This window comes from Waterburya sp., from assembly GCF_058530065.1.
Genome location: NZ_JBZNBU010000384.1, coordinates 1 through 5,523 on the forward strand (window position 1 = coordinate 1; position 5,523 = coordinate 5,523).

At 38.9% G+C, this 5,523-nt stretch carries 3 protein-coding genes; 2 read left to right on the top strand and 1 reads right to left on the bottom strand.

The genetic code is table 11. From position 1 onward, the window contains the following. Positions 1-106 precede the first annotated feature (106 nt). Positions 107-733, top strand: a complete 627-nt coding sequence (locus AC33VI_RS22560; protein ID WP_491784512.1) for a cytochrome c oxidase subunit 3 — start codon at positions 107-109, stop codon at positions 731-733. A gap of 59 nt (positions 734-792) precedes the next feature. Here AC33VI_RS22560 and AC33VI_RS22565 read toward each other — a convergent pair whose 3' ends face one another. Then, positions 793-2,871: a DUF3769 domain-containing protein gene (locus tag AC33VI_RS22565; RefSeq protein ID WP_491784513.1), complete on the bottom strand. Its 2,079-nt coding sequence runs from the start codon at positions 2,869-2,871 to the stop codon at positions 793-795. A gap of 197 nt (positions 2,872-3,068) precedes the next feature. Between AC33VI_RS22565 and AC33VI_RS22570 the strand changes: the two genes are divergently transcribed. Beyond that, positions 3,069-5,408: a two-partner secretion domain-containing protein gene (locus AC33VI_RS22570; protein WP_491784514.1), complete on the top strand. Its 2,340-nt coding sequence runs from the start codon at positions 3,069-3,071 to the stop codon at positions 5,406-5,408. Positions 5,409-5,523 lie beyond the last annotated feature (115 nt).

A 5,523-nucleotide genomic window follows, 5' to 3' on the forward strand; every position in this document is an offset into this window, starting at 1 on the left:
GACAAGTAATAAAATCTCATATTTAGAGAAGGTAATTTAAAGGATTGTAAGATTTTTTAATTCACATCAGACGTAACATATAAACAATTAACAATCAACGATACATATGCAAGGTTCAACCGTAGATAGTAAATCACAAATTGCAATTGCAGCGGAACAAGATGCAGAACACGGACATCACGGACATCCAGATCATCGGATGTTTGGTCTGTATATCTTTCTGGTTTCTGATAGTATGACCTTTGCGGGCTTTTTCGCAGCATTGCTAATATATAGAGCGATTATGCCCCTATGGCCCCCCGAAGGGATGCCTGAATTTGAATTGCTCGTGCCACTAATTAATACTTCTATTTTGGTAGCTAGTAGCTTTGTGATGCACGAAGGACAAAAGGCTTTAAAACAAGATAATGTCAAAGGTTTGCAAAAATATTTTGCTATTACCGCTGCCATGGGTGCTGTCTTTTTGTTAGGGCAGGTTTATGAATATTCCCATGCTGAATTTGGTCTGACCGAAAATTTACTCGCCAGTTGTTTTTATGTCTTGACTGGATTTCACGGTTTGCACGTAATGACTGGTGTTGCTCTAATTCTCCTTGTATTATGGCGATCGCGAGAAGAGGGACATTATTCTGCTAGTAGTCATTTTGGTGTCGAAGCAGCAGAGATTTACTGGCACTTTGTCGATGTGATTTGGCTGGTGTTGTTTGTCTTGGTTTATTTGATTAATAATTAATCGATTAAATTAATATTTGTTCTTACTGTAAGAGATGCTTTCACAAACATCTCTTTTTTCTAGGGAGTAATTTCATCGCGGAATGGTTGGGGGTTTCCTTGCCAATTAAAATCGTTAATGCGGAAACTAAAAGAACCCAGTTCTAAAACGGGATTGTAGCGCAAAATAATGCCATAGGTGCGACGGCTGTATTCAATACTATAGTCAGTACTAATTTCATCAATATTATTTTCAAGGTCTAAAGAAGTACTAACACCCAAGCGAATTGCCCCATATAATTGTTGGCTAATGGCTAGATCTAGAGTTTGACGATCTACCAAGCGATCAAACAGAAAGGGAGATTCATCTCCTCGCAAGTTTTGGGAATAACTGACTTTAAAACCCGTATAATCGAGCCAAGAACGGGAAAAATGACCTAATTGACCTTGAAAGCCGATTGTTCCTTCTAAAGATGGTTGTTGTTCGCCATTACTGTAAAAACTGGTAACGCCATTAATTCCTGTAATTAGTTCTAGATAGGGAACAACAGGAGTGGGAGTATAGCGCAATCCTGCTTCTTTAGTATTGGGTAATGGTTTCCCCGACCAAAGGGAAAAGTTTTTTCTGACAAAAATTGCTCCTTGGTAGCGAGTTAAATTAATGCGATCGCTTTCTCTTTCGGCTGCTAATAAATCTAGCCTGTCGGTATCGGCATTGATATTTTGAATCGAGGCTTGATAGTTAAAATTAATTCCAGTTTCCCCTACGGTAATATTGGGAGAAGTTACCACTCCACCAATGCTACTCCTAACATTCTGAAACCCCAAAGAACCATTAAACAGGCGATCGCGATAATTGTATTCTAAAGCAAATTGATAGGGATTTTGGGGTCTGCCGACAATTTGTTGCAGTCTGGTTTTAGTGCGAAAATTGTCAGCAATTTCCCTAGCATCAAAAGAAGTCAAAGAAAAACTATTACTAAAACTGGTTTTTGGAGCGATCGCAATATCAATTCGATTTTTTAAGCCCAATGCCCCAGAATCTAATACTCCCCCTTCATCGCTGTCGCTAATACCAAAAGCAGTAGGAAACAAGGCTCGTTGCAAAAAATATTGGGGAGTAACACTCCAACTAATGCGATCGCTTTCTAAAAAAGAAAAAGATCTTTCGATAAATAAACCACCCCTTTCTTCTCCATCAAAGGCAACGCTAACTATACCTGGATTGCGGGGGCGATTGTCGAAAGTAAAGTTACTGACTAATAGGGGTACGGTTAAAGTATCATCCAGCACCAATCGGGATTTGCTCGTAGTCAGGCTGTTATTACCAGAATCCGATCGCTGAAAACTTGCTTTTTCAGCACGTACTTCTAATTCGGGAGGAGAAAAAGGATCGTTAGTTAAAGTTAAGTTAGTTGCTTCCCAATCCCTACCCTCGAAGTCGATTCTTTCTGCTTCAAACCTGAGACGATTAATCGTACCGCCAGTATCATTATTACCGCCAATAAGATCTATATCCCGACTGCTACCAAGAGAAGTACTAAATTCCCCTGTGGTAGTTACATCATTAATTGGTTGTTCGGTTTGCAAGCGATCGCTCAATGCTCGATCTAAGATATTTCTGTCGTTGGCTAATTCTCGATCTAAATCCGTATCTTGGCTCAAACTGGGCTGAAATATTTCTCCCCCCGCCTTAAAAATAACTCCCCGATCTGCCACTAAATAATATTCAAACCTCTCCCCTCGCAATACTTGTTCCCCCCGCTTGAGGCTAACATTACCCGTAGCTACAGCAATGCGATCTGCCAAATTAACCTCCAGGCGATCGCTCGTCAGTACCGATTGAGCAAACCGCAAGACTACATTACCTTCAGCGAGTATGGTTTCTGAATTACTATCGTATTCCTGGCGATCGGCGATAACTTCAATTACGTCGATTTTATCGATGGGAATCGAAGGTTGAAATTCGGTTTCTTGGCTAGAAATCAAAAATTGCTGTTGATTTTTTTGGCGATCGCTTGCAATTAAATACTTGGGAAACTGTACCCGAATTGGAGTATCGAATGATTTGACTGGTGGCATACTCCAAGCTTCGAGAGGTATTTGAGATAAGCACGAGCCTAGTACTATGAAAGCCGAAAATCGCCACAAATCAACCATTATCGTTCAACATTAAACATTTAACATTTAACATTTGACTGGTTCTTCGTCAATTGAAGGCTTTCAGAAATCAGAAGTCAGAAGGTATTTTCTTGCTGGCGATCGTAAAACAATAATAAATTAAGACTTAATTTGACTATTAATAATGGTAGTGTTATTGAAATTAAGTTACTTAAAATATCTAAAAAATATTACCGATGTCAAAGGCTTTGTATGTCCCACTACAGCTTTCTTTAGGCACTGTTTTATGTTTGTCCGTTAGTCCCGTTTTTTCCCAGGTTACATCAGACGGTACGGTTAATACTCAAGTCAACACCAATAATAATGTTTCAGAAATTACTGGAGGCGAAACTAGAGGCGGTAATCTATTTCATTCCTTTCAAGACTTTTCCGTACCTAGGAATGGTGAAGCTTTCTTTAATAATGCTAATGCAATCGAGAATATTTTTAGTCGAGTCACTGGCGGAAATATCTCTAATATCGATGGGTTAATTAGATCTAATGGAAGTGCCAATCTATTTTTAATCAATCCCGCAGGAATCATCTTTGGCGAAAACGCCAGACTAGATATAGGCGGTTCGTTTTATGGAAGTACTGCTAGCAGTATTTTGTTTGATGGTGGAGAATTTAGCGCGGCAGATTTAGAAAATCCTCCTCTTTTAACTGTAAATGCCCCTATTGGGTTAGGTTTTCGAGATAATCCAGGGGAGATTATTAATAATTCAATCGCTAATGATGGTAGGGGTTTGTCAGTAAATTCTGGTAGTAACCTTAGTTTGTTAGGTGGCGATCTTAATTTTAATGGAGGAGTAATAACTGCACCTGGAGGAATAGTTAACCTAGGTGGATTATCTGTAACAGGTGAAATTGCCATCAATAATGACGGTAGTTTGAGTTTTCCTGAAACAGTAGAAAGATCTAATGTTTCCCTGACTAATGGAGCATTAGTTAAAGTACGGGATGCTGGGGGAGGGTTTATTAACGTCAACGCTCTTAATTTTTCTCTTGCCGAAGAAAGCATCTTACTAGGTGGAATTGAATCTACATTAGGCTCTTCCGACGCTCAAGCTGGAGATATTGTTGTTAATGCACAGTCAATTTTGTTAGAAGATAATTCACAAATTAGTACTGCTACAGAAGGAATTGGTAATTCGGGGAATATATTTATTACTGCGACAAACATAGAATTTACCGACGAACTCAGAGGTGACGATTTGGCTTCGCGATTAATTGCTAGTACCTTTGGTCAAGGGGATGCAGGTGACATTGAGATTAATGCCGATGAAATTTCCTTAGATGGTAGTGGTGGAGGAGTGGTTAGTAATGTTGGTCTAAAAGCAAATGACGATCCTGTTGCTGGTGTCGTAGGAAACGCGGGTAATATCACCATCACGACAGGTTCGATTTCTCTATTTAATGGGGCAGGATTGGTGGCTAGTACTGCTGGAGAAGGTAATGGTGGCAACGTAACTATAAATGCTAGGGATTTTGTCAGTCTTGATGGAAGAGGAGATAATATACCAAGATTTTCTGATACTTTTGGCTTTGAAATTACCAGAGCTACCGCATTAAAAAGTGATGTTCGGGGAGCATTATTTGAGAATGAAGATAATGGAGTTGGCAATGCTGGGACAGTTGAAGTGAATACTAGAGTTTTGTCGTTCGACAATGGAGCAGAAATACTAACACCTACTTCTGCATTTGGCAATGCTGGAAATATCATTATCAATTCATCAAGAGAAGTTAAGCTGGATAACCAATCTCAGATAATCTCTCAGGTTTTTTCTAATGGAGAAGGAGACGGGGGAAGTGTGGAAATTAATACAGATATTCTTTCCTTAAATCGAAACTCTACCATCCTTTCTGACACTCAACAAACTGGAAATGCTGGAAATATAGTAATTAATGCTGACGATCGAGTTTTATTACAAGATGGAAGCGATATTGTTACTGGAGTAGGACTTTTAGGAGAACAAGTAGAAGGAAATGCTGGAAGGCTGGAAATCAATACAGGAAATATCTTATTAGAAAATCAATCTTTGATAGTAACTCAAACTCAAGCAGTGGGTAATGCTGGAGATGTAATTATTCAAGCTGACGAATCAATCATCATTGATAGGGAGAGTGCAATATTGTCCGAAGTACAAGAAGAAGGAAGAGGAAATGCTGGCAATATTGAATTGAATTCAGAATTATTTAGATTACAGAATGGTTCTAGTTTATCCACCAGTACTCTAGCAGAAGGACAAGGAAATGCTGGAAATATCATTGTTAATGTTGAGAATATTGAAATTAGTAATGATGCTTTCATTCAAGCTAGAACAGAAAATGATGCTGCTGGAGGAGATATCTTCGTTAAAGCTCAAACTTTAAATTTGTTCAATGATGCAGAAATCAGAACTATAAGTCAAGGTAGTGGCAATGCAGGTAATATTCAATTCAATCTTTCTGGAGATCTAACTTTAGCCAATAATAGTAAGATTTCCGCCCAAGCCTTGAATGAAGCAAATGGTGGAAATAGTGCGATTCGTTGGTAGTAGGAGCTTCTAGCAACTAGAAGGGTATGACTATCGTTCAGTTGGATACAAAAATGACTAACACAAGTTAACCAAAGAATATGCGGATTACCGAACCGTAAAATGTACGGGAAGC